This is a genomic window from Halomonas campaniensis (genome assembly GCF_014193375.1).
In the GTDB taxonomy this organism is placed as follows: Bacteria; Pseudomonadota; Gammaproteobacteria; order Pseudomonadales; family Halomonadaceae; genus Halomonas; species Halomonas campaniensis.
Genome location: NZ_JACHZF010000011.1, coordinates 67,364 through 87,984 on the forward strand (window position 1 = coordinate 67,364; position 20,621 = coordinate 87,984).

The 20,621-nt window shown below is 57.4% G+C and carries 17 protein-coding genes; all 17 read right to left on the reverse strand.

The window, feature by feature from the left end; translation table 11 throughout:
- Positions 1 to 62: 62 nt before the first annotated feature.
- Positions 63 to 518, reverse strand: a complete 456-nt coding sequence (locus BDK63_RS09070; protein ID WP_183331089.1) for a TerB family tellurite resistance protein — start codon at positions 516 to 518, stop codon at positions 63 to 65.
- Positions 519 to 652: 134 nt separating this feature from the next.
- Positions 653 to 1,867 (reverse strand): DegT/DnrJ/EryC1/StrS family aminotransferase, encoded by a 1,215-nt coding sequence (locus BDK63_RS09075; protein WP_183331091.1) that lies wholly within the window; start codon positions 1,865 to 1,867, stop codon positions 653 to 655.
- 44 nt (positions 1,868 to 1,911) lie between these two features.
- The gene (locus BDK63_RS09080; RefSeq protein WP_183331093.1) at positions 1,912 to 2,586 is read right to left on the reverse strand and encodes a sugar transferase; all 675 of its coding nucleotides are present in this window, start codon (positions 2,584 to 2,586) and stop codon (positions 1,912 to 1,914) included.
- Between the two features lies 1 nt (position 2,587).
- Positions 2,588 to 3,796 (reverse strand): carboxylate--amine ligase, encoded by a 1,209-nt coding sequence (locus BDK63_RS09085; protein ID WP_183331095.1) that lies wholly within the window; start codon positions 3,794 to 3,796, stop codon positions 2,588 to 2,590.
- Between the two features lie 314 nt (positions 3,797 to 4,110).
- The gene (locus tag BDK63_RS09090; protein WP_183331097.1) at positions 4,111 to 5,238 is read right to left on the reverse strand and encodes a glycosyltransferase family 4 protein; all 1,128 of its coding nucleotides are present in this window, start codon (positions 5,236 to 5,238) and stop codon (positions 4,111 to 4,113) included.
- 45 nt (positions 5,239 to 5,283) lie between these two features.
- Positions 5,284 to 6,483 (reverse strand): CDP-glycerol glycerophosphotransferase family protein, encoded by a 1,200-nt coding sequence (locus BDK63_RS09095; RefSeq protein ID WP_183331099.1) that lies wholly within the window; start codon positions 6,481 to 6,483, stop codon positions 5,284 to 5,286.
- Between the two features lie 92 nt (positions 6,484 to 6,575).
- Entirely contained in the window at positions 6,576 to 7,592 is a 1,017-nt protein-coding gene (galE, locus tag BDK63_RS09100) for a UDP-glucose 4-epimerase GalE (protein ID WP_183331101.1), read from the reverse strand.
- 189 nt (positions 7,593 to 7,781) lie between these two features.
- A complete protein-coding gene (locus tag BDK63_RS09105; protein ID WP_183331103.1) occupies positions 7,782 to 8,714 on the reverse strand; it encodes a hypothetical protein in 933 nt (310 codons plus the stop codon).
- A 171-nt stretch (positions 8,715 to 8,885) separates the two neighbouring features.
- Positions 8,886 to 9,485, reverse strand: coding sequence for a haloacid dehalogenase-like hydrolase (locus tag BDK63_RS09110; RefSeq protein WP_183331105.1), 600 nt, complete (start codon positions 9,483 to 9,485; stop codon positions 8,886 to 8,888).
- A 254-nt stretch (positions 9,486 to 9,739) separates the two neighbouring features.
- On the reverse strand, positions 9,740 to 10,201 hold the full coding sequence (gene tagD / locus BDK63_RS09115; RefSeq protein ID WP_183331107.1) for a glycerol-3-phosphate cytidylyltransferase: 462 nt from the start codon (positions 10,199 to 10,201) through the stop codon (positions 9,740 to 9,742).
- Positions 10,202 to 10,339: 138 nt separating this feature from the next.
- On the reverse strand, positions 10,340 to 12,217 hold the full coding sequence (locus tag BDK63_RS09120) for a hypothetical protein (RefSeq protein WP_183331109.1): 1,878 nt from the start codon (positions 12,215 to 12,217) through the stop codon (positions 10,340 to 10,342).
- 47 nt (positions 12,218 to 12,264) lie between these two features.
- Entirely contained in the window at positions 12,265 to 13,179 is a 915-nt protein-coding gene (locus BDK63_RS09125) for a hypothetical protein (protein ID WP_183331111.1), read from the reverse strand.
- 156 nt (positions 13,180 to 13,335) lie between these two features.
- Positions 13,336 to 14,571 (reverse strand): CDP-glycerol glycerophosphotransferase family protein, encoded by a 1,236-nt coding sequence (locus tag BDK63_RS09130; protein WP_183331113.1) that lies wholly within the window; start codon positions 14,569 to 14,571, stop codon positions 13,336 to 13,338.
- Positions 14,572 to 14,691: 120 nt separating this feature from the next.
- Positions 14,692 to 15,654: a glycosyltransferase family 2 protein gene (locus tag BDK63_RS09135; RefSeq protein WP_183331115.1), complete on the reverse strand. Its 963-nt coding sequence runs from the start codon at positions 15,652 to 15,654 to the stop codon at positions 14,692 to 14,694.
- A gap of 37 nt (positions 15,655 to 15,691) precedes the next feature.
- Positions 15,692 to 17,494, reverse strand: coding sequence for an ABC transporter ATP-binding protein (locus tag BDK63_RS09140; protein WP_183331117.1), 1,803 nt, complete (start codon positions 17,492 to 17,494; stop codon positions 15,692 to 15,694).
- A 21-nt stretch (positions 17,495 to 17,515) separates the two neighbouring features.
- Positions 17,516 to 19,501 carry a polysaccharide biosynthesis protein gene (locus BDK63_RS09145; protein ID WP_183331120.1) on the reverse strand — a complete coding sequence of 662 codons (1,986 nt, stop codon included), beginning with the start codon at positions 19,499 to 19,501 and terminating at the stop codon, positions 17,516 to 17,518.
- A 1-nt stretch (position 19,502) separates the two neighbouring features.
- Positions 19,503 to 20,498 (reverse strand): phytase, encoded by a 996-nt coding sequence (locus tag BDK63_RS09150; protein ID WP_183331122.1) that lies wholly within the window; start codon positions 20,496 to 20,498, stop codon positions 19,503 to 19,505.
- Positions 20,499 to 20,621: the final 123 nt, after the last annotated feature.

Below are 20,621 nucleotides of genomic sequence, written 5' to 3' on the forward strand. Positions count from 1 at the left end.
GGCACGTCTGGAAAATCACACTTTACTGTCCCACACGTATCAATTTACTCAACTATGCCGCGTCAGCCCCCCTGTTCCTGGACACTCAGCTTGGCTCGGATGAAGTCGGCATGGCTCACGTGCAACAGGTCGGCCAGCTGGCGAATGCGATGCTCCTCGAGGTGATGGTGCTCTCCGTCGGCCAGTGCCAGCACCCACATCATCTTCACCAGCTCGACGCGCCTGCCGTAGTCATAGTGCTGCTTGATCAGGCTGACGAACTGGTAGTGGTCCACGGAGCTCTCCACCTCGTCGCGGGCCATGGTCATCAGCGACGCCACGGCCTCGGCCTCCAGATGGAGGTGCGTCATGAGCAGCTCGCGCAGGGCCGCGAGCTGGGCGGGATCGACCCGGTAGTCGGCACGCATCACCTCGCAAAGCAGCGCGGCCGCGGCGAGCTCCAGGGTGGGGGTGTCGTCACGCTGGGCCTCGGGCTCGGCCAGGGCCTGTTGGAAGAATCGCTGGATACTTGCGAGCACATCGAACTCCTTTGGTCATCCTGCAGGGTAGGACAGGCAGCGGGAAGCGGGGTTCGCCTGCCCCCGGAACGCGCGACGCCGCGGGGTCCGCGGCGTCGTCATGGATTCCGGCTGTTGGCACCCTCAGCGTGGCGTCATGGCCGATGCCATCTCGGATCCGGTCGATGGGACATCGCAAGATATTCGTTGCTTCCCGGCACCGCGTCTTCCATGACCTCCCGCACCCTCTCGGCCAGGGCATCGACCTGTTCCCGCGTTCGCGTGTGATCGACCAGGAACATCAGGCTGGTCTCGCCCAGACGCCTGGCCACCGGCAACCGCTCGGGGGGACGGAAGTCCGTGCCATCGAAGGCCTGCTCCCGATAGATCTCGCTGCAGCCGCCGTGCAGGCACTCCCCCCCACGCGCAGTGATCCGGTCGACGATCGTATCGCGGCTCCAGCCCTTCCGAAGCACCTCCGGCCGAACGAACGCGTAGAACTTGTAGCAGGCCGGCACGGCCGGAGGTGGCGGCACCGGCACCCGGAGCCCCGCAAGCCCCGCGAGCCGATCGGCGAGCAGCCCGGCATTCTCGCGCCGCCGAGCCAACCAGGCGTCCAGCTTGCCCAGCTGGCAACGCCCGATGGCCGCCTGCATCTCGGTCAGGCGCCAGTTGCTGCCGAAGCTGCCGTGGAGCCATCGAAAGCCCGGTGGATGATCGGCATGCACCGCCTGCCAGGACTTGCCGTGGTCCTTGTAGCTCCAGGCGCGCGACCAGGCCGCCGCCTCCTTCAGCAACAGCATGCCGCCCTCGCCTCCGGTGGAGATGATCTTGTCGGTACAGAACGAGAAGGCCGCCGCATCGCCGACGCTGCCGACCCGTTTGCCGTTCCATCGAGCGCCATGGGCCTGGGCACAGTCTTCGATGAGGAAGAGCCCATGGCGGTCGCACAGCGCTCGCAGCGCATCAAGGTCGCAGGGCCACCCCGCCAGGTGCACGGCGACCACCGCCCGGGTGCGCGGCGTCAGCACCGCCGCGACGCTCTCGGCGGTGAGGTTGCCTGAGTCCGGGTCGACGTCGGCGAACACCGGGCGCCCTCCGCAGGCCACCACGCAGGAGACGGACGCCATGAAGCTGCGCGGCGTCACCACTACCTCGTCGCCCTCGCCCACCTGAAGGGCCCGCAGCGCCAGCTCCAGCGCCAGGGTGCCGTTGGCCACGGCAATGGCATGGGGCATGCCGTGGAAGTCGGCAAACTCCTGCTCGAAGGCGCGCCCCTCCTCGCCGTTCCAGTAGTTGACACGCCCCGAGCGCAGCACGCGGTTCACCGCCTCAAGCTCATCGGGTTCATGACGTGGCCAGCCTTCCATCGATTCCTCCCGGCGCCCAGGGCGCCTGCAACGATCACGGCGACTCAGCGCTCCTCCGCCCCGGAACCGGGGCGGGGAAACGCGGTACGCCACAGATAGACCAGGTCCCGGGTGAAGGACCAGTGCAGCACGTAGTCTCGGTTGAGCCTGACCTTGTCGGGGAAGACGACCTCGCGGTTGAAGCGCTCGGGGTCCTCCACCCCGGCCAGCAGGGACTCCTCGTCGCGGTACTTCAGGGTGGCGGGGCCGGTAATCCCCGGCCTGACGGAGAGGATCACCCGCCCCTCCTCACCCAGGGCATCGGCAAAGCCCGGCACATCGGGGCGCGGGCCCACGAAGCTCATCTGTCCGGCCAGGACGTTGAACAGTTGCGGCAGCTCATCGAGCTTGGAGCGGCGCAGCCAGCCGCCGAGCCGGGTGATACGAGGGTCTCCCAGTGTGGTCACCGTCGTGCCGGGGACCGGACGCATGGTGCGGATCTTGGCGACCCGGAACGGTTGACCTCCCCGCCCGATGCGCTGCTGCAGGAAGAAACCTGAGGCGCCGGTATCCAGGCGAGCGGCCAGGGCCGTAAGCAGGATCACCGGCAGCAGCGGCACCAGCAGGGCAAGCGCCAGCGCGATGTCAAAGAGCCGCTTCACCAGACGCTGGGGAGGGCTCGGCCCGAGGCCGTGCCAGGGGGACAGCAGGTCATGCAGGTGGTAATCGAGGAGAGCCATGTCAGCGTACCATTCCCGCTTCCAGCGGGTTCATGCTGTGGGTCCGAAGCCCCTTGGCCAGGTAGTAGAGCCCCTCGCCGAACAGCACCAGGGGATCATCCCACTTGGCGTCATCGAAGCTGTCGGCACGCGCGCCATCGGCCAGCCTCAGGGCCGACCCGAGACGGCCGCGCCGGGCCAGGTCCAGGCGGCGGATCACGTCGCCCAGCAGCCAGCGCGCCACCACGCCCTGGCGGGCGGGACGGAAGTGGGCCCGGGCGACGGCCGGGCCGCGGGTCTGGGCCAGGTAGAGCAGCCAGGGGAAGTTGACCCCCGCGCTGAGCGAGAGGTCGATGGAGCCCCACAGCCGAGGATTGACCTCGATGAAGGCATGGCGCCCGGTCGCCGGGTCGTGCTTGAACTCGAGCATCGCCAGCCCGTGCCACTTGAGCCCGCCCAGCAGGCGATGGGCATCTGCCTCCATGGCCGGGTGGGCGGCGCTGACCCGCAGGGTGCTGGTCCCCCCGGTGGCAACCTTCTCCTGCAGCCGGCGATGGGTGAAGGAGGCAATGCGCTCGCCATGCCAGTAGAGGCAGGAGACACCCCAGCCATCGCCCTCCACCCGCTCCTGGACGATGGGCGGTCGGGCGGGGTCGAGGTCGAACGCTGCCATCATCTCGGCCAGGGTCTGCGCGAGGGCCTCGCCGCCTTTGGAAAAGCGCACCCCCTTGGAACTGTTGCCGCGCCTCGCCCGCGCCACGTACTCGCGGGCCGGATCGCTCACCCGGCCGGCCTCCGCCGGGTTCGAATAGTCGACGATGGTGGCCACCGCCACCCCCCACTCCCGCGCCAGGCGGCTCATGCGGTCCTTGTCGTTGACCAGCGCCAGGGTGGCCGCATCCACCATGGGCAGCGCCACGCCCGGCGGCAGCCGCCCGGCCTCGCGGGCGGCCACCAGCAGCTCTCCCTCCTCGTGCCCCGGCAGGATCAGGCCGATGCCGTGACGCTCGCAGAGGCCGGTCACATCGGTGACGAACCCCTCGGGGTCGGCGTAGGGAGAGGCATAGCGCCCCCGCGCGTGGGCCAGTCTCGAGGCCTGGCACATGCCGATCCGTGAGGTATCGGAGACCACTACCCTGACACCGTTCTGCGCCAGACCTCGCAGCGCCGAATAACTGCTTCGGCACCAGCCCTGGGTCAACAGCACGGTGGGTTCGGCTTCATTTTGCATGTCACACCCTATGGGAGATGAGAGGTATTCTTTCCCTGCTACTTGTTACTATTTAATTATTACTTATTACTTGCACACTCTGTCTGGCTTAAGGGGTATCGACTGAAGCCGTGGAAGGTATCGGAGCACAGGGCCGGTAACTGGTGTATACGGGGTTACCATCGGCCTCACAGGCATCTCGCTTACTCCTGAATTGCACTATCGCTAAGGTTTTTCGTGCCGGCAGGTGGCATTACGGACTTAAAACCAAGGGTCGGAACATTCCAGATCAAACAGATGATTCACCCAAGTCGGCTGGAGTAGCCCCGAATAGATTAAAGTTTCAGGAAGTCAATCAGTCTTCGATTAATTTCATCAGCATCGAACTGTTCCTCAGCCAGTTGTCTAGAGCGACAGCCCATGCTGAAAATCAAGTCAGGTTGAGCAATGAAACGCTCCATCGCCTCTGCAACGGCAGTGGCATCATGGGGCGGAACCTTGAAGCCATTCTCGCCATCGCGAATGGTCTCGCGGCAGCCCGGGACATCCGTCGTGATGATGGGCCGCCCAACGGCCATCGCCTCCTGGGTACTGCGTGGCACGCCCTCCCTGTAGGAGGGCAAGACAAACACACTGCTCTCTTCAAGCCAGTCAGCAACATTGGATACGACGCCGGGATAGATGATTACGCCGGTTTCCACCAGGCGATCCAGGTACGCTAGATCCACCGATCCGGGATTGCCGGGATCCGGCTTCCCAAGAATGACAAACTCCGCCTCGGGATGACGCTTCTTGATAGCTTCAGCCGCCTGAAGATATTCGTTGATCCCTTTCTCTTCCAACAGTCGACCGACAAAAATAAAACGAACCCTATCCTTTTTTGGAATGGAGTAGGGGTACTCGTGAAGGTCAAGCCCAATGCCCCCCAGCACCATTACATTGTCAACACGAATCCGATATCTTTCGACCAGATCCCTCTTGTCGTCCGGGTTTAGCACAACAAGCCCTTTTAGAAGAGGGAGGGAAAGATGGAACAGGGAAACTTGAGTGCCGCGGATCAGGATCTTTTTCCAACTATCGCTTCTGGGGTGGGCTGTAAAGTAATAACCCAGGCCTTCCAGCATGCCGTATCGACGCTTGACACCTGCCAACCTGGCGGCTAACGCTCCCCAGATAACAGGCTTGGAGAAGTAACAAAAAACAAAGTCCGGATCGAGATTTTTCAAACGTCGATATAGCTTCCAGGCATTCTTCAAATCCAGCAGTGGGTTCATCCCCCTTCTGGCAAGCAGGTATTCCTCTGCCTCGACATTGAGCTCCTCTTTTGCACGCCTCTTGATCTCAGGGCTCAAGTCCGCCGTGAGTATTCTAACGTCATGGCCCACTTCAACCAGGGATTGCAGGAGAAGTTTTCTGAAACCGAAAATGGAAGAGGAATTCGTTCCAATAAGAACAACTTTCATGATCAATCCCTTTAACCATGGAGTGAAAAACCCACTCCGAAAGGCTCACTTTTTTTTATCTTGATAATGATCGCGCAGGTAGGTAACGACCCTCTCACACTCCCGGCCGTCATTCATGGCGGCATGGCGAGCAGTGAAGCGAGCCAGTCGCTGATCATGCTGCCCTTCGGTAATTTCCAACCAGGCAGCGGGCACCTGTGACCAGTCACTGATCACCGGTCCAGGAGCGTCCTCGAGATAGTCACCATAGATACCGACATCGCGGTGGAGATAGTCGTCCAGGTCCGGCGCCATCAGGATGATCGGGCGCTTGAAGCAGGCGTAGTCGAACATCAGACTCGAGTAGTCGGTGATCAGCACATCGACCTCGGGCATCAGTTCATTGACGTCGGGAAAGCGGTCTGATGAAGCCTCCACTACCCGCGAGTTGCGCCCGGCCAGCGCCTCGACCCCCGTCATCGTCAAGTCAACATGCCCTCTCACAAGAAGGATCAACTGCTCCTGCTCGAGCCAGGGCAGAAGCGCCTCGAGCCGATCGCCCTGTGCCACATCCAACCCGCCCCTGCCCTGTTGCCTGAGCGTTGGTGCATACAGCACGATCCCCTTGTAATGGCGCGGCTCGATACCCTCGCGACGCAGGAGCGAAGCGGTATCGGTATGGAAAGCGGCCCAACGAGGGTAGCCGATTACCGGGACACGCTCGGACGGAAGACCGTAGGCCGATGTCATGCGCTGGCGCCCGACACCCGACGCCACCAGAACCCGCTCCGGTCCCCGCTTGCCCGGCAGCAGATGACGCAGATACCGGTCGAACAGCGGCGTCAGAATGCCAAGACGGCTGGATCTGGCATCCCTCCCGACCCGCTTCAGGGGAGTACCATGGGTCAGGTTGATCAGGGCGCCCCCCACGGAGGCGTGGGCGTTGACGTCCTCCGAGGTATGAGTGACCAGAAAGAGTCGCGCTCGCAACGAGATCCTGATACCCGCCAGCGAATAGGCCAGGGCGGCCTCGCCCCCTTCGTCGCGGACCTTTGCCACCACCTCAGGGCTGTGACTCAGCCAGACCGCACGAATGTCCGGTTCATGGTCACGCACATGACGATAGAGATAGCGTGTATTGTCCGCGTACTGTCTACCAAGCCAGGCACCGAACACCCAGAGCCTGTCGTCACGGGAGCTGACAAAGCCAAGCAGACACAACGGTAACCAGCCCAGTTGCCTTAACAGGCGCGCAAGGTAATTCATGGCGTTTTGACTCTCGAGACGATGGGCTGGCAACGCCAGACAGACACAGGAGGTTGCGGTAGTTGACTTGCGGCAAGGTCAGCCTGGCCGGATCAGCAGGCATACCCTTTCGGGTTGTTTGCCTGCCATCGCCAGGCATCCGCCGTCATTGCCGCCAGATCTCGCCTGGCACTCCAGCCCAGCTCGCGACGGGCCTTTGCGGCATCGGCCCAGCACTGCGCCAGATCTCCGGCCCGCCGCGGGGCGACCCGGTAGGGAATCGGACGGCCGACAGCTTTTTCGAAGGCCTGGATCATGTCCAGCACCGAGTATCCTCTCCCGGTGCCGAGGTTCCATACCGATACACCGTGGCGATTGGCAATGGCCTGCATCGCCGCCAGGTGCCCCTCGACCAGATCCATCACATGGATGTAATCCCTGATCCCGGTGCCGTCAGGGGTCGGATAGTCATTGCCGAACACCGACAGGGCATCACGGCGGCCGACGGCGACCTGAGTAATGAAGGGGACAAGATTGTTGGGAATACCCAACGGGTCCTCACCAATACATCCACTGGGGTGCGCCCCGACAGGATTGAAGTAACGCAGCAACGCGATCGACCATCGAGTGTCAGCCGCAGACAGATCCCTGAGCATATCCTCCACCATCAGCTTGGAACGCCCATAAGGATTGGTCGGCACGCCGGTGGGCAACTCCTCGTGGTAGGGAACGGCGTCGGTGTCACCATAGACGGTTGCCGAGGAACTGAAGATAAGACGCCGGAGACCAGCGGCCTCCATGGCCAGACAGAGCGTCACTGCCCCTGCGACGTTATTGTCGAAGTAGCGCATGGGCTGCTCGATGCTCTCACCGACCGCCTTGAGACCGGCAAAATGCAGCACATCGGAGACCTGATGATGGCGGAGCAGCCAATCCAGCAGACCACGGTCGCGTACATCACCCTCGATAAAAGCCACTTCCCTGCCGGTCAACGCGGTGATCCGGTCGAGTGATACGGTCGATCCATTGCTCAGGTTGTCCAGTACCACTACCTCATGGCGATGCTCGAGCAGAGCGAGCACCATGTGTGAGCCGATGTAACCGGCACCGCCTGTCACGAGAATCGACATACAGCTACTCCCATCACGTCAGGATAACGAAGACATGTTGCACATCGGCCGGTGACCCCCTGGGCACGCGAGTGGAGCGGGCACGCACAAAGTGGCAAAGGGGATAGACACACCGCCGGAAGAGATAAAGCGGCTTGTGGTGCGTAGAACCGGCTGGCAAGTCAGCCATAAGGAACGCTGAGGCCAGGATCAGACCTTTCCAGCGCGCATCAGCACCGGAAAACCATTTGGCTGCCGGCCATCGAAAACCCTGTCGAAGATATCGAGCGCATCCGACTCCGCGATGAGCCCCATTCGAACCAGCGGCCAATTCGAGGACTCGCTTCGGCGTATGACCGATGGCCCTCTCTTGTGGGAGACATTGAGCAACACCGGCACTAACTCCTGCCCCATCGCAGACAGCACGGAGGCGCGATGCTGGCCATTGGCCACTAGAAACCTGACATCGTCGTCACGCACCATGCAATCGACGACAAGATGCTGACGGATATATGGGAGGCAGGCGGAAGCACGCTGACGATACCCTTCCGAGGCAATCTGCTGATGGAGAGTAACTAGATGATGAATCCTGAGCTCCCCGAACCAGTCGGGCTTGGGCCCCACCTGTCTTACTGAGATCTCGCGGGATACCGGGATCTTTTTCTGTGCCAGTGGACCTGATACATGGGACTCTGCAGCACACCTCAGGGCCTCGAAGTGCAATTTGCCGCCCCATGGCATGAAATCACTTAGTGGAGGGCAGGCGTTGAGCAATGGATGAGCCGACTCGGGATCGATGCCTAGGGATTGGGCCAGGGTTACCGGTGTCCATGAGCGCCAGTAATGCGCAAGACATGTCTCCTGGTAGCTGTCGCATTCACCACGCAGATGCTGCAGGAGGCTCTGGACATAGGGGTGCAGTGACCCGGGGCCATAGGCAAGGCCGGTGGGGCCAAACCATCGACAATGAGCAAGCGGACACTCCACGACACTGGGGCGCTTGCGATACCGCTCCAGCAACTCCAGAACAGTGATCGGCAGCCCTCGAAGGTCATGGCTTCGATAGACTCCAACTCCAATCTTTGCCAGCGCCCTGATGGGAAACTGACGGACAGCAGCAAGCAACCGTAAAGGTTCTGCCATGATGGTCACCAACGTTTGGATACACGCAAATAGAGCACGGTTAGCTTTCCCTTGAGACAGTTCTCCTGGGCCGAGAATGGAGATATCGAAAATCACGCAAATAAATAAGCGTACTAAATTTTAAATGTCGGACTCATTATCAATTAAATACATCACTGAACAGCGCGCAGCTCAACCTTCTATCACCCTGTACCTCACACCTTCAAAGTCAGCTTTTCGAAGAGTTTTTTTGCTGGGATTCACCAGAAACACCTCATCCGATATCTTCATCAGCGGCAGATCCATATGATGATCGGTAAACAAGACAACATCATCTGCAAAATCAATTACTTCATGAAGCGCCAACACCTTGTTCTCTGCATAGTTCTCAAAGAGCACACCGCCACAAACATAACTACCCAGAACCTTGTCGAATTTGACATTGAACGCCTCAGCCACATGCTCCAAATAGGAAAGTGGTGAGGCCGATGAAAGCACATGATATCCATCAATCTCGCTTATTCTCTCAACTACCAATGGATTGACATGAACCTTGAGGCTTTCGACAAACAGGGTGTCATACTCTACCGGGTAGCTTTTCCGCATAAGAAAAGTCTTGAACTGGGAGGAAGAAATTACTCCTGCCCACCTGAGGGCCAAAGCGGACGAGAATCTAAAGAAAACAGGAATATCCCCCTTTTTAAAACTACACCTCACAATGTAAAAAACCCACATCGGGAACGAATGCTTTTTCAACAGTGTTCCATCAAAGTCACAAATAACTGCCTTCATGAATATTTCACTCATTTCAAGTAAGAATAATGGCAAGCAACAGGAGTGCATCACCCAACCATATAATCCGGCAAGAACCCTGTCAGATAAGCACAAGAAACTTACACACCCATTGACAGAAAAACCGCCACAGGAGACTTGGCGATACAGGTTGACTTTATCAGTTAATGCCTTGCCGCCATTCTCATGTTATATTACGGATCGAAAGCATGATGATGGATGAGTGAGACTAAATCAGAAGCATGAGCAACTGCCTAGCCAAAATCCTTGCGCAACTGCTCTATAACATCAAAAGCGCGAAGAATATCTTCCCGGGAAACGCTGCAGAAACGACTAAGCGAGCGTTTCAGTTCGGTCGTAGAGACTCCCTCGGTCCTCGGTAGATAAACAACCTCACAATGGGTAGAAAGAAAATCAAACTTCCCCGCCCAGTCATCCCCCATCGCGAACACAGAAACCTCATGTCGCTTCACGTCTTCAACCTTCTGCTCCCAGGAGACTTCTGGTATGACTTCATCCACATGGCGAATATTACGAACAATTTCTGCTCGTTGTTCGAATGGTATAAGCGTACGCTTCCCTTTTCCTGCATTGAATTCATCCGTGGACACCGCCACGATCAGGCGATCCCCTAGCATGGAAATACGGCGAAGTAGGTTGAGATGCCCGATATGGAACATGTCAAAGGTGCCGTAGGTGATAACGACTCTTGTCATCTTGAGTTCTCCCGAACAGCCAGACCAACATGCCGCTGTAAAAACGACACAGGAAGTGAGAATTGGGATTAGATAAATCATTCGCCAAAGATACAACGAGACTTATTCCTGCCGCCTCCGAAGGGTCATGAATCAATATCAAATGATGTAATGACGCTTCTGGGGCAGTGAAACAGCCTTTCTCCGGGCGTTATTGACAGAGAAGCAGACAAAAGTAACCCCCCTGACAAGGTGCAGAACTGATTTCGGGAAATTGTGGACACAGAAGAACAAGGGAAGCCCGGTGTATCGAAACCAGCGCCGTCGATACAGAGAACTGTTGTCTTTCAACTTGGGGAGATCGCCTTGAAAACTATCAGGCGCGGAGTACCAGGCGAAGTTTCCCACCAGGCTGTCCGAAGGAGCATCCCCTTTCTGCAGAAACTCAAAATCAATAACTTTCAGCCCCATCCTTGAATCAAAAAGTATATTTTTTGGACTGAAATCCACGCACTCGTAACCACGCTCCCGGTAGTAAAGAATGATATTCTTCATTTTTTCAATTGCCCACATAGGCAAGTAGGCATTACTGTGAAAGAGGGGTCTGACACAGGATATGTCATCGATAGATCTGTCATAAAAGTCGATGACAATATAATTATCACCAACCTCCAGCATCTCAGACACTTCATCCAGGCCTGCTCCTACTTCACGTGCATTTACCTCTCTATTGAGGAACTCTTCCCGCCCCTCCTTGAAGGTCTTGCATATGGCCTTTTTCCCATTATATTCAATCAATTCAACCTTGGCCCGTCGTGCATGATTGCTGAGATCCTTGATCACATTGAAGTGCGTGGCAAAAGTAGCATGCTTATTTTTAGCAACTTCTTGAACAAAATCCACATTTGAAGGATCTATGAGCTTGAGGTAATCAAGGGCCTGCGCGGCATTGTCAGCAGAGTGTATAATATTGCACCGCTCCTGTGGACACACCTGATGGTTGTAGAAGTCCCTGATCTTGATCTTGGCCATCGATATTCTTTCATTGACAAGACCTGGATGTTCTTTTTCTGCTGCGGCAGAGGGGGTGATTGGCTTGGCATCATAGACCACGAAATAATAGCCAGGCAGCCCGCCACTTTTTGGCCAGGGCCCCCTTCCCCAGTTTCCCCCACGAATTCCCGATGCCACCAAGCTAACATTGTCGGCGGGTATGCTTCCTTCCAGTACATGGTCAAAGCCTTCCTCAAAGAGGGTTTCCTTGATAGTCTCCAGATAAGACATGCCCTCTTCTCTTACCAGAAAGATCGTTAACCCCCTCAAGGGTTCTTCAATATCAACCAAATTTGATAAGAGTGCATCATGAATCCACTGGTTTTTTACTGACATTTTCTGCAGCGTGTCGTAAGCCGGCTTCCAGCCAGCCTCCCCTAACAGTCTGTCCAGCGCTTCAAGCGTGATGCTAAAACCAGTCAACTTTAAATTTGAAGACTCGTACAAAGACTTAATCTTGCCCATGTAATCATGATCGCAGGAAACAACAACGTTCCTGTTCCGATCAACATCCTCCGAGGGAATCGCTGAAGCATAACCCTTGTGGTAGACGGCGTGATAGCACATCGACAGGAAATGGTCATTACAGGAAGGAGCCCTGACGGTCCCATTCACCCAGATGGCGTTTTTCAAAATCTTTCTGGCAACTGGCACGGGGTAATAAGGCATATTCCTTGAACTGGTGCCTGGCAGCCCACTGACACTATAGATATCACAAGGGGTATCGTTTTTCTTGCCGATGAATTTTGTGTAGAACGTCAATCGTTCTACGTCTTCATCTGCCACCAGAATGTCGATATCTTCACCTGGCGCCACATAGGGCAATTCCTCGAACCAGCGAAGTACCGCATAATCGATATCTTCTGCCTTCAGCACTTCAAGAAACCCGCTAACTCCAAGGGCGGAATCAATAAACCTACGCTGTGTCTGGGGGCGACCCAGAGCAATCGAAATCCGGCGCCTGATAGCTCTCTTGATTTTCATCTTCTACCCATCCCTTTATTCTGCCAGCAATCACATGAAGATCAAGGTCAAGCGGCCTCAGCAAGAATTCCAGCCCAATATCGTTCATGCACTCCGACACCACTAAATATATTATCAAACACGCGCAATGCCATCTCCCTGGAGTAGTTGCCGGCCAGCACCTGCGGCCAGAAGTCCACTTCATCTCGGCATACGATGCTCTCAACCCTGATGGGGAAATCTCGATACCCTAGGGCACTCAAGACTGCCACTCGATGCTGCCCTGACTTGACGAGCCACTTCCAGTTGCCGGAGGTCTGTACAAGGATGTCTGCGCGAATATCGCCATCTTTAAAGTCATGCCTCATGAAGCCATTCTTGATGACTGACCTCATGATCTTGTACAGCCTTTCAGCTTCGACACTTAGCTTTTCCCCTGAAACGGGCCCACAGAAGTTGCATCCATGCTCAACACTCATCTCAGCAGTTGATACCTGACTGTTATCTTCCCGCTCTGTTTTAATAATCTTCTCTATGCGTTCTTTAACTGTCATGTCTTCCCAAGGCTTTATCACGACCCAAGGTGGCTGATCACCGAGCATGGGTATTTCCTCGGCCTCAGCGCCGAGCACCTCCGCAGCGGAAGCTGGCTGATAAAGGGTATAGAAACTCATGAGCCTTCTCCGGATCGCCTCCCTTTCATCCCCACCGATCAACGAAACATCTAGCGCCGACTGGACAGCCCTTATGAAGGGATGCCTGTTCTTGTCATCAAGTGGAAAAACAAACAGTGATCGCCCATCCTCTACCTTACCTGTGATCAGGAACTCCCCACTCTTTTTCAAGTACCTCAAAGCTCTCGGGTTTCCATCGAAGGAAAGCAGGGCAGTGGGCTTTGTTGAACTTAGTGGCGTTACATTGTACCCAAGGCTGGCAAGTAGCTTCTTGACTACTATGGCAGTAATTCCTGATTTCTTTGACATAGCTCGAATCCTCCGAACCAAGGTACTTCTCGACATCCCCAATATGGGCTGCTGACATTTCAAGCACGCAGTGGGCTACGAACAACGATTCCATAAGGACAAACGGGCGGTGGCATTACCAGGAAAAAATGAAACCGAGCAAAGACCCATCAACATCTAACTTATGCTTAGATCGCGCTTTGCCACATCAACGATTCTTTTCATGGCCGACTCTGATTCATCACTGCCATCAAAGTAAAATTTAGCGGCATCTCGTCGGCATTCCACCCAATGATCATGAGCTCCTATCAAGATGTCATTGCAATAATACAGAGCCTCTTCCCATGTGGTAGCAACAGGCCCCGGAACGGAATACTTATCGCTGAAAAAACCTTGGTCATCTTTCGAATATTCCAGATAGTCCGGCGCAAGAAATATAACCGGCATCCCCAGCGGGAGAACATCGATAAAAATACTTGAGTAGTCGGTTATCAGGATATCAAAAGTATGAAGGTCATTGTAGATATCATCACATTGTCCATTATCGACAAGACGAACTGGCCCACAATCCAATGCCTCTGGAACAGGCTCCCGTTCTTGGAACGGATGTAGCCTTACTTCCATTGTTGCACCCATCCTGCGAAGCGAAGCGTGTAGAGCATTTCCATCCGGAACGGGTACCTTTTCGAATAGTGACTCTCGACCAAGCGCCCTGTGCGTTGGCGCGTAGAGAATTTTTCTGGCATCACCCTCATCCGGTTTGCAATCAGGCGAAGCGAATTGCTTCCTCAAGTTTTCAATCCTGACCGATCCCGCAACGATGCCGCGGCGGTAAGTTCCATCGAACGCCATACCGGTTCGGTCGCGGTCGACTTCGCTTTGAAATACCAGCAAATCCCACGTCGGATTGGCCCAAGGGAACATGATCTTCTGTAAATCAAGCATCCGGTTGTGAAGATTCCTGTAGTACCTGCCGGCTCTGCCTTGTTCGAGTAGCCCGGATACTGCCTTGAAACGCTTCAACGGTATGCCATGCCATAACTGAATCTTGTAGGCACCGAATGCCGCAATTCGGTTATGATCGTTAGCGTAATGAGTATAGACACAGACGCCAGCACGCAATGTTGTCATAAAGCCACGGAAGGTATTGGACTTTAACACCGGGTAGCCACGACTCGTCAATTCATGAAATATTTCATCGGACTTCGTGCTCCACACAACACGAATATCCGCATCAATCCTGTTATCATGCAGGCCTTCGAAAAGCATACGGGAGTGGTCAGCATACTTCTTGCCGCTTGAGCTCCCAAATGCCCACAGCCTCCTATTTCGAGGGACAAGCAGAGTCAACAATGCGACGGGCATCCAGACAACATCAATAGTGACACGCTTGAGTATTCTAATGACGTTCATATGAACCACCTGAAGAGGCAGGCTTTTCCTGAATGCTTAACAATATCTTCAGATATCTGAGCGTACCGGCAATGGTCGTAGCCTTTAGCATTCATTTTGACAAAACTTCACACGTCGCCATCATGCTCTCCATGAGCGCTTCATATCAATAACTGCCTGATAGACACCGAACGGCATGGACAGCACAAGCATTCTTATCACATTTTCATACCCCAGCCCTTTCAGACTGACATGAGGAAAATCCTGGTAACACCGTCTTCCTTGAAGTTTTTTTTCGGTTGCCCACGCAATTATCTTTCTATTGATGATTCGCCTCAACTGCAGATCGCATTCTCTGTCAAGTTCAGGATTTTCCACTTCGATAAAGTCAGCCAGTGGATGCACTGTCAAGTTAGCAGGGTTTTTGGTAACGTGGCTGTTATCCAGATGCCATTCGGAGGTGATTACATCGCAATAATAGAATTCATCTACTCTTGCCAACAACTTAACCCAGAAGTACACATCCCCCCCACGCTTGTACCTCCCTTCGGGAAACCCACCCAGTCTGTCAAAAAATCCCTTCCGAGTGCAGGCTGAATTCATATGGATAAAATCGTTATGGGCAAAGAACGTCAACCCATCAAGTTTATTGTATCGGCCTGACCGAATTCCCTTGTTCTTGCCGACGTCCTTATCACCCACTTTCATCACGTAGTTATTGCAGAAGAAATCTAGACCTTCATTCTCAGCGATGGCGGCATGAAGGATCGACAGGTGGTTGTCATGCATGCTGTCATCGGCATCGAAGAAGACAACCCACTCGGCACGCGCCTTGCTGACACCGAGATTTCTGGCCGCATACCCTCCCGGGCCCGGAATGTTTCGCTGGTAAAGGCTCAGCTTTCCTTCGCCCTCATGGCGCTGTAGTAGCTCCAGGGAACCGTCGGTGGAGCAGTCATCTACCGCAATGACCTCGAAGCTCCTGAAGGTCTGGGCATACACGCAGGCCAGCGACTTCTCCAGATATTCGGCCTTGTTGTGGACGGGGATGATCACGGAAAAGAAGGGAATGTTACCAGGGGCCGGCGCTTCATTCTTTTTCATGTCAAGAGGCCCTCGGTTCGATCGCGCTGAGCAGGAGTCACAGGTTGGCCATCATCTTGAAGGTGGTGTTGCGTGCTATCAGGTCATCATAGGTGCCACTGTCGGCCACCTGCCCGGACTCGAGGATGTAGATCATGTCGCAGCCCTTGACGGTGGTCAGGCGGTGGGCAATCAGTACGATGGTCATGTTGCCCGCCAGGGCCTGGATGTCCTCCATCACGCGGCGTTCGGTGATTCCGTCGAGTGCACTGGTGGCCTCATCCAGCACCAGCACCCTCGCCTCCTGATACAGGGCTCTGGCTATTCCGATCCGTTGCCGCTGTCCACCGGAGAGTTGCACGCCACGCTCACCGACCCAGGTATTTACGCCCTCGGGCAGCTTGTCGATCAGTTCATCGAGCTGCGCCATCCTCAGGGCCTCCAGGGCCTTGGCTACGTCGATCTGGTCCGGCGCAACACCGAAGGCCACATTCTCGAGGATGCTGGTGTCAGCAAGGAATATCTGCTGTGGCACCAGACCCAGGCTCGCCTGCCAACGGCGAAGATTTACAGCCGTGAGGGGCACTCCATCGATCAGCACGCTGCCCTGGTCCGGCTGGATCAGGCCAAGCAGCAAATCCACGGCGGTGCTCTTGCCGCTTCCGGACGCTCCAACCAGACCCACCATCCGGTTGACCGGAATGGTCAATGTCAAACCGTTCAATGCCCTGTCTTTCTTTCCCGGATACGCAAATGTCACGTCCTGCAGGTCGATGGCTTGCTCAGGGACCAGGGGCGCCATCTCGCTCTCCGATCCGCTCCCCGCCTGGTTCGGTACCTCGCGACTCGCTATCAGGTCATCGCGAATACTGTAGTAGGACGCCAGGTTGCCTCGGATCTCCGATACGGATGAGTAGATCTTCTGGAAGGCCGGTAACATCTTGAATCCGGCGAGGGCATAGATCGACAGCGCGGGCAGGATAGCCCCGAGATTCCCCTCGTAGAGGTTCAGCAGGTAGAGCACCAGCAGGATGATCGACGTAAAGGCCACCAGTTCGATGGCATACCGGGGGGCCTCGCTGAGCCCTTGGGTGACCCCCTGACCGCGGGCAACCCGATTACTGGCCCTTTCGAAGCGAGAGACGAAGGTGCCCTGCCGATGCAGCAGCAGCAGGTCCTTGATCCCACCGAAGCCTTCGGTCATCAGCTTGATGCGCTTGGCCTGGGCGCGAGAGACCCGCCGGCCATTGGCCACCAGAAAACGACGAACCGTCTTGTAGAGCAGCAGGTAGGCCACGGCGAAGATCAGGAAGCCTGCCAAGGCCACCCCGGGCTGATAGAGGAAGATCGCCACGGTCATGATGCAGACCATCACCAGCTTGGCATTGAGCTGCAGGCTCGGGCCGATGATCTTGTTCGTGGTTCGCTGCACCTCCTGGGACGCCTTGCTGATCAAGCGACTGGAACTCTGTCCGGAGTGAAACAGCCAGGGCTGGTGAAGATAGTAACGGTAGAGGCGACTCGACAGTTCCGCGCCGACACTGGCGCTGTAGAGCGCCAGCCGCCAGGTGGTGTACATGGAGAACATCGCCGCCAGCAATAGAACAAGCAGCACCAGGCTGCCCAGCAGGGTCAGGAACGCCTCGGGGCTCTGCAGGCCACTGGCCTGGTACACCCACGCCATTCGCCCCTCACCCTCGAGTCGCTGCATGTCTCCCACCACGGCCATGAAGGGCCCTATCGAGATAACGCTCGCGATCTCGGCTAGCGACATGATGATGATGAGACCCTGTAGTTGGAGCAGCCGACGACGCTGGGCTCTGCTCAGCAGCGCATAGAATTCTCGTAGATCCTTCAACATGGCTTCACCATTCCACTTCGGTCACACAGGCTTGGATGAAGGGAGTCCGACTGGACTCGACAGATTCACCGTCTCCACTCCGACCGAGGCTGTCCCGGTCCTCGCCGGCAAGTGGTTGTTTCGGGCCTGCCACACCAGATCAGCCATGCCCTCGTCGGGACAGTAGGCCAGGGGTGCCGATTGCAGCAGGCGTCGTGTTTCCAGGTGATCGAATGCTCCCAGCGCCCGCTCGAGTTCGTGGAGGTAGGCTTCGAGCCGTGGCCACTCCCAGAAGGGTTCACGCGAGGTCATGATCCGGTCGTGCCGGGTCCCGGACACCGCCTCACCGATCAGCAACTCCTCGAAAAGCTTCTCGCCCGGCCTCAGCCCGGTATGGATGATCTCGATGTCTCCATCCGGGTGCTCGCTGTCCTTCACCTCCAGGCCGGAGAGCCGGATCATGTTGACTGCCAGATCCTGGATGCGAACAGGCTCCCCCATGTCGAGTACGAAGACCTCGCCTCCTCGACCCATGGCGCCTGCCTGGATCACCAGTTGCGCCGCCTCGGGAATCGTCATGAAGAAGCGGGTGATCTCGGGATGGGTCACCTTCACTGGCCCTCCGCGCTCGATCTGCTCACGAAAGGTCGGAATCACGGACCCGCTGGAGCCCAGCACGTTGCCGAAACGCACCATGCAAAAGCGGGTCCCGGACCCCGCATGGGCAAAGGCTTGACAGATCAGCTCGGTCAGGCGCTTGGAGGCCCCCATGGCGTTCGTCGGGCGTACCGCCTTGTCGGTGGACACCATCACGAAGGTCTCGACCCCCGCCTTCATGGCTGCCCGTGCCAGATTCAGGGTGCCGAACACATTGTTGCGAATCCCCTCGATCAAGTTGTACTCCACCATCGGCACATGCTTGTAGGCAGCGGCGTGGTAGACGGTATGGACCTCGAAGCCTTCGAAGATCGATTCAAGGGCACCGCGCCGCTGGATGGATGCCAGCAGTGGCTTGATCTCGACGCCTGACTTGCCGACGCCGGGATGTGCCTGGAGCTCCTGTTCGATGGTGAAGAGCGCGAACTCGCAGTTGTCGACCAGCAACAGACGGGCGGGCTGCTGATCGATGATCTGTCGACACAGTTCGCTGCCGATGGACCCACCGGCACCGGTCACCATCACCGACTTGCCGCGGATATTGGCATCCATGAGGTCCGGAAACTGGGGGACCGGCTCCCGCCCAAGCAGATCCTCCACCGCAACATCCCGAATCTCGCTGACACTGGCATGGCCGGCAATGACATCCGCACTGCCGGGAATCGTCTGCACCGGGATGGAGAGGCTGGAGAGGCGCTGAAGGATCTCACGCCGGCGGCTACGTGTTACGCTGGGGATCGCCAGCAGGACCATCGCTGCATGATGTTCGTCCACCAGAGCTTGAAGGTCCGAGGGCCGATGAACGCGCAGCCCGTCGACCAGGGTGCCCTCGAGCCCACGCCAGTCGTCGATGAACGCCACTGGTTCGTACTCGCCCCCATGACGCAGGGCTGACACCAGCTCACAACCGGCAGCCCCCGCGCCGTAGATCAGCACCGGGCGCCGCTGACGACGCTGACTGACCAGATAGAGCTCACGCAGTACATAGCGCACAGCACCCACCGCCACCAGCAGCACCAGCCCATGGATCACCGCCACCGATGCGGAGAGCAAGCTCCCCAGCGCCTTGTCTAGCAGCAGCAGCACCAGCGACGACGTCAGCGCCCCTGCCCCCAGGCCGAGGACGGCAGTGTGATTCATGTAGCGCAGCACCAGCCGGTAGACTCCCAACCAGTGAAAGCACAGCAGGGTGGCGAGAACCACCAGGACTGTCAGGCCCCACAGACGACCGTCCCCAAGAGCCAGGGCGGTGTCACGGTGCAGCATGACCGCCAGATTGAGACTGGTCGCCACGGTCAGCGCGTCGATGATCTGCAGCATGTGGCGCTTGCGATGTCGAGGCATCGTCATCAAGGCGTCTAGCCAGGTCATGTCACCTTCTCCTTGCTTGTCCGATCGCGTCGTCGAGGCCAAGGACCTCGGCGATCTGCGCCCAGGCCAGGTACTTGAAGTTCTGGTTCCGGGGAGCATTGTCACCGTCCTGAACCACCACCAGTCCCTGCCGGAATCCGGGACCGAAGTCATGTGCGCTGACCTCGACACCGTCGGTATCACGCACGTGACCAATTCCGGCAGCGGAATCATGGTCGATCCGGAAGATGCCGCGCAGGCGATAGGGGGGAGTGGCCTCCAACACCGCGAACCGGTGGTTGCCCTGGCTCGAGACCAGCAGGAACTCACTGCCATGCAGGGCGAGTCCCTCGATGTCGGCCGCCAGTGGCGCCTCGGCACGAATCACCAGTTCCCTATCCAGCGCCGCATCCGGCGATGCCGCCATCACCCAGACGCCGACCGACTCCTCACCCATGAAGAGCCGGCCGGAGGGGTCATCCACCACGCAGCCCTCGGGCTGGCTATCCAGGCGGAACTCGCGCAGCAACGTGACTTCAGGGCCCGAGTCGGAAACCTCCAGCCGATGCTGCATATAGCGCCCATCCTTGCCATTGCTGAAGACATGCAGCTGCTCGCCGTACCGATAGAGGCAGACCCCGTAGATCTCCTCGAGCCCCGTCCTGGCCAGGCCCAGAAACCTCACCAGGCCACTGTCCTGGATCTCGAATACTGCCAGCCCCAGTTCATCGCGATGCGTGGCCACGGCCAGGTCCATGTAGCCTCCGCGCATCGGCACATCCTGGCGCAGATCAACGTTATTGAGCCGTCCCAGGGGTAGAGACTGCACATTCCGACCATGCAGGTCGTACACCTCGAGGCCGCGCAGCTTGTCCGTGGCCAGCACACGACTCTCACCCGGCGACACTCTGTTGAACCAGATGGCACTGTCATCGGCGGCATCACCGGGGCTCTCCACCGGCGTCGTCTCCACCCGGGCCGTCAGGACGAACGGTACGCTCGGGGCGGCCGTTACCATGAAGGCCGCCAGGACAACGCCCAACGCTGCGCCAAGCCACCGTCTGCCGATCATGAGGTGCAACGCCCTTGAGGGGCCGGGAGCCCCCCCACGTGAAGGACCCGCGGGGCATCCACCCGGTGG

Bases quoted from the DNA above. Each gene is read 5' to 3' on its own strand.
- BDK63_RS09150 (WP_183331122.1), bottom strand. From the start codon at position 20,498: ATGGTAACGGCCGCCCCGAGCGTACCGTTCGTCCTGACGGCCCGGGTG.
- BDK63_RS09110 (WP_183331105.1), bottom strand. From the start codon at position 9,485: ATGAAGGCAGTTATTTGTGACTTTGATGGAACACTGTTGAAAAAGCAT.
- BDK63_RS09075 (WP_183331091.1), bottom strand. From the start codon at position 1,867: ATGGAAGGCTGGCCACGTCATGAACCCGATGAGCTTGAGGCGGTGAAC.
- BDK63_RS09140 (WP_183331117.1), bottom strand. From the start codon at position 17,494: ATGTTGAAGGATCTACGAGAATTCTATGCGCTGCTGAGCAGAGCCCAG.
- BDK63_RS09095 (WP_183331099.1), bottom strand. From the start codon at position 6,483: ATGAATTACCTTGCGCGCCTGTTAAGGCAACTGGGCTGGTTACCGTTG.
- BDK63_RS09145 (WP_183331120.1), bottom strand. From the start codon at position 19,501: ATGACCTGGCTAGACGCCTTGATGACGATGCCTCGACATCGCAAGCGC.
- BDK63_RS09125 (WP_183331111.1), bottom strand. From the start codon at position 13,179: ATGTCAAAGAAATCAGGAATTACTGCCATAGTAGTCAAGAAGCTACTT.
- BDK63_RS09085 (WP_183331095.1), bottom strand. From the start codon at position 3,796: ATGCAAAATGAAGCCGAACCCACCGTGCTGTTGACCCAGGGCTGGTGC.
- BDK63_RS09080 (WP_183331093.1), bottom strand. From the start codon at position 2,586: ATGGCTCTCCTCGATTACCACCTGCATGACCTGCTGTCCCCCTGGCAC.
- BDK63_RS09105 (WP_183331103.1), bottom strand. From the start codon at position 8,714: ATGGCAGAACCTTTACGGTTGCTTGCTGCTGTCCGTCAGTTTCCCATC.
- BDK63_RS09135 (WP_183331115.1), bottom strand. From the start codon at position 15,654: ATGAAAAAGAATGAAGCGCCGGCCCCTGGTAACATTCCCTTCTTTTCC.
- tagD (WP_183331107.1), bottom strand. From the start codon at position 10,201: ATGACAAGAGTCGTTATCACCTACGGCACCTTTGACATGTTCCATATC.
- galE (WP_183331101.1), bottom strand. From the start codon at position 7,592: ATGTCGATTCTCGTGACAGGCGGTGCCGGTTACATCGGCTCACACATG.
- BDK63_RS09120 (WP_183331109.1), bottom strand. From the start codon at position 12,217: ATGAAAATCAAGAGAGCTATCAGGCGCCGGATTTCGATTGCTCTGGGT.
- BDK63_RS09130 (WP_183331113.1), bottom strand. From the start codon at position 14,571: ATGAACGTCATTAGAATACTCAAGCGTGTCACTATTGATGTTGTCTGG.
- BDK63_RS09090 (WP_183331097.1), bottom strand. From the start codon at position 5,238: ATGAAAGTTGTTCTTATTGGAACGAATTCCTCTTCCATTTTCGGTTTC.